This window comes from Humibacter sp. (assembly GCF_051954055.1).
In the GTDB taxonomy this organism is placed as follows: domain Bacteria; phylum Actinomycetota; class Actinomycetes; order Actinomycetales; family Microbacteriaceae; genus Humibacter.
On the sequence record NZ_JBQCIE010000145.1, the window covers coordinates 1 to 3,626 of the forward strand.

Annotated in this window: 2 protein-coding genes and 1 pseudogene; all 3 read left to right on the plus strand. The window is 68.3% G+C overall.

Annotated features, from left to right (window positions below; genetic code table 11):
* Positions 1-1,674 (plus strand): annotated as a pseudogene (locus ACTHNC_RS18635) (DNA-directed RNA polymerase subunit beta'); the annotation flags it as partial.
* A gap of 291 nt (positions 1,675-1,965) precedes the next feature.
* Positions 1,966-3,117: a hypothetical protein gene (locus ACTHNC_RS18640; RefSeq protein ID WP_440296128.1), complete on the plus strand. Its 1,152-nt coding sequence runs from the start codon at positions 1,966-1,968 to the stop codon at positions 3,115-3,117.
* An 84-nt stretch (positions 3,118-3,201) separates the two neighbouring features.
* The coding region (locus ACTHNC_RS18645) for a hypothetical protein (protein WP_440296129.1) at positions 3,202-3,626 on the plus strand (425 nt) is incomplete at its 3' end.

Below are 3,626 nucleotides of genomic sequence, written 5' to 3' on the forward strand. Positions count from 1 at the left end.
AAGGCGGCGAAGGTCCAGAGCGAGTACGAGAAGGGTCTCACCACCGAGGCCGAGCGTCGTCAGGAGCTCATCAAGATCTGGACGGATGCCACCGACGAGGTCGCGAAGGCCATGCGCGAGAACTTCCCGGAGCACAACACCATCAACCGCATGGTGTCCTCCGGTGCTCGCGGTAACTGGCTGCAGGTGCGCAACATCGCCGGTATGCGAGGGCTGGTGAACAACCCGAAGGGTGAGATCATCCCGCGTCCGATCATCTCGAGCTACTCCGAGGGTCTCTCGGTGGCCGAGTACTTCATCGCGACGCACGGTGCCCGAAAGGGTCTGGCCGACACCGCTCTGCGCACGGCCGACTCTGGTTACCTCACGCGTCGTCTGGTGGATGTCTCGCAGGATGTCATCATCCGCGAGGAGGACTGCGGCACGACCAAGGGTCTCGACCTGGCCATCGGTGCCCGCAACTCCGAGGGTGTGCTCGTGCGCGACGAGAACGTGGAGAACTCCACGTTCGCCCGTACCCTCGCCACCGACGTGGTGGACGAGAAGGGCACCGTCGTGGCGGAGGCCGGTCAGGATGTCGGTGACGTGCTGATCGACAAGCTCATCGCTGCAGGCATCGAGACGATCCGGGTGCGCTCCGTGCTCACCTGCGAGTCCGCGGTCGGCGTCTGCGCCCTCTGCTACGGCCGTTCGCTGGCCACGGGCAAGCTCGTGGACATCGGAGAGGCCGTCGGCATCATCGCGGCGCAGTCGATCGGTGAGCCGGGCACGCAGCTGACGATGCGTACCTTCCACACCGGTGGTTCGGCATCCGCCGACGACATCACGCAGGGTCTGCCCCGCGTGCAGGAGCTGTTCGAGGCACGCACCCCGAAGGGTGCATCCCCGATCGCCGAGGCCGCAGGTCGCGTGCGCATCGAGGACACCGAGAAGGCCCGCTACGTCGTGCTCACCCCCGACAACGGCGACGAGGAGCACCGCTACCAGGTGCTCAAGCGCTCGACGCTGCTCGTCGAGGACGGCGACCACGTGGAGCTCGGTCAGCAGTTCATCGTCGGCACGGTCGACCCGAAGGAGGTGCTGCGCGTTCGCGGCATCCGTGCGGTGCAGGAGCACCTCGTGGGTGGCGTGCAGGGCGTGTACCGCTCGCAGGGCGTGCCGATCCACGACAAGCACATCGAGGTGATCGTGCGCCAGATGCTGCGCAAGGTCACCGTGGTCGACCACGGCGAGACCGAGCTTCTGCCCGGTGAGTTCGTGGACCGTTCCCGCTACAACGAGATCAACCGCGCCGCGCTCGCCGAGGGCAAGAAGACGGCATCCGCCCGCCAGGAGGTCATGGGTATCACCAAGGCCTCGCTCGCGACGGAGTCGTGGCTGTCGGCCGCGTCGTTCCAGGAGACCACGCGTGTTCTCACGCAGGCCGCCATGGAGGGCAAGCGCGACCCGCTGATCGGTCTCAAGGAGAACGTGATCATCGGAAAGCTGATCCCGGCCGGCACCGGCCTGCCGCGTTACCGCAACGTGACGGTCGAGGCCACGGAGGAGGCGAAGGCGGAGCGTTACCCGAACCGCATCTTCACCGACGACACAGTGTTCAACGAGAACGACCTGAGCTTCGTCGACTTCGACAGCTTCAGCTCGGACGACTACACCCCGGGTACCTACAACTGACCAAGGTGAGAGCCAAGCGAGCTTGCTCGCTTGGCCGAACCGCGGGAAGTTGTTGAGCCGCGAAGCCGCGAACATAACTGAGTACCCCCATCCAGGAGCCCCGCACCTTTCGGTGCGGGGCTCCTGCGCATTTCGCCACTTGTCGCCTCGAGGCAGCGCGGTGCGCCTCGCGCAAGCCCTTGGCGTGCGCTGTTACCGTGACGAAGGTTGTCTGAGCGGCGAAAGCCGTGCACGGCAACAGCCGACCCAGCCCGCCACGCGGTGCGCCGCGTTCACACGACAGGGGGCACCATGAGCAACGACACACCGCAGGCACGAGGCGCCGACGAGCCGTCGGAGCCCGCCGACGCGGACCGGACGCCCGCCGAATTCGGGGGCGAGGAGGCTGCCGGCGACGAGCCGCTGGCTCGGGACGAGGCCGTCGCTCGCGACGAGCCGGTGACCGAGGAGCCGGTGGAGGCACCCGCAGCGGCGGCGCCGGCTGCTCACGCGGCCGAGGAGACACCGGTCGCGCACTCCGCAGAGGCGTCGCCCGCTGAGGAGACCCCTGCCTACGAGCCGGTCCGGGCGAGCGACTCGTACGTCGGCGAAGACACGGCCGCGTTCGACGTGGTCCCGGACCAGCACGACACGGCGCGCGTCGACGCGCCGGCGGAACCGGTCATCCTGCCGCCGGAGCCGTCCGGCGAGACATCCGCGTATCCGGGCGGTGCGGCCGAGCAGGTGCCTGCAGCCGCGCCGGAGCCCGTGGCGGGTGGTACGCCCGAGCAGGTGCCGGAGGCTGCGCCCGAGCCCGTGGCGTACGAAGACACGGCATCCGCCGAGCAGGCCGGCACGACCGGACTCGAAGGCGGGATCGCGGCGGCGACAGTCGCAGCGCCCACCCCGATGTACGTCACCGCTCCGACCGCGCCGAAGCGGCGGGGCAACCGGTTGATGGGCATCCTCATCGACATCGTCGCCACGATCGCCTTCGCGGTGGTCTTCGCTCTCGTGACCCTGGCGCTCATCGCGGTGGGCGGCCAGAAGGGCTCGATGGTCACGTGGGAGCACTTCCTGCAGACGGCCGGGTTCTGGCTGCCGGTCGTGGTGTTCTTCCTGGCGGAGGCGCTTCTCATCACGATCGTCAATCGTGCCGGATGGTGGGCGCACGTGCTCGGATCGTTCTTCGTCGGCGTCGTCGTCTACTTCGCGTACATGGGCGGCACGCTGTTCTCCGTCGACGTCATGCACATGTCGGCCTCCTTCGCCGGCCAGTTCCTCAGGACCATCGCCGTCAGCCCGGCCGCGATCTTCGCCGGCGTCATCGCGCGCGAGACATCCCTCTGGTTCGGTGCCTGGATCGCCGCCCGTGGACGCCGGGTCCGCGCGGCTAACCTGGAAGCGCAGCGCGAGTACGACCGCCGGATCGCCGCCGGGCCCACCACGAACCCGGGTGCCTGAGCCGGGCGCGGAACGCCGCCGTCACGTTCGACGCGAGCCGTCGGGAGCGTGGATGTCGGGGTCGCTGAAGCGCAGCATCCCACCATGGAATTCCGTCGATACGCCTCCACTCTCGCCGTCTTCGCGACGGCGCTGTATGTCGCGCTGCTGATCGCCGCGCTCGGCATGCTCAGCGTGATGCTGAACCGTGACGTGATCGAGAACACGGATGCCGGCCTGTACGCCGGTCCGATCGCCTGCGCGGTCGCCTCGGCCGTGGTGTTCACGGTGCTTCTGGTGCGAGCGCTCCGGGTGCCGCGTCACGCGCACGACATCGCGATCGGGATTGCACTCCTGAGCGGCGTGGGCTCCTATGTCGGCTACGCGGCCGCCGGTGCGATGGTCGTCGGAGTCACGGATCCGTTCCAGTTCCTGCCGTTCGTCGTCGAGCAGCTGATCGGTCCGTTCGCGGCGGCCGCGGGCATCCTCTCCTTCTTCGTCGTGCTCCTGGACATGATCGTGCTGTCGTC

Excerpts from the sequence above, each read along its gene's own strand:
- ACTHNC_RS18640 (WP_440296128.1), top strand. The coding sequence starts at position 1,966 with ATGAGCAACGACACACCGCAGGCACGAGGCGCCGACGAGCCGTCGGAG.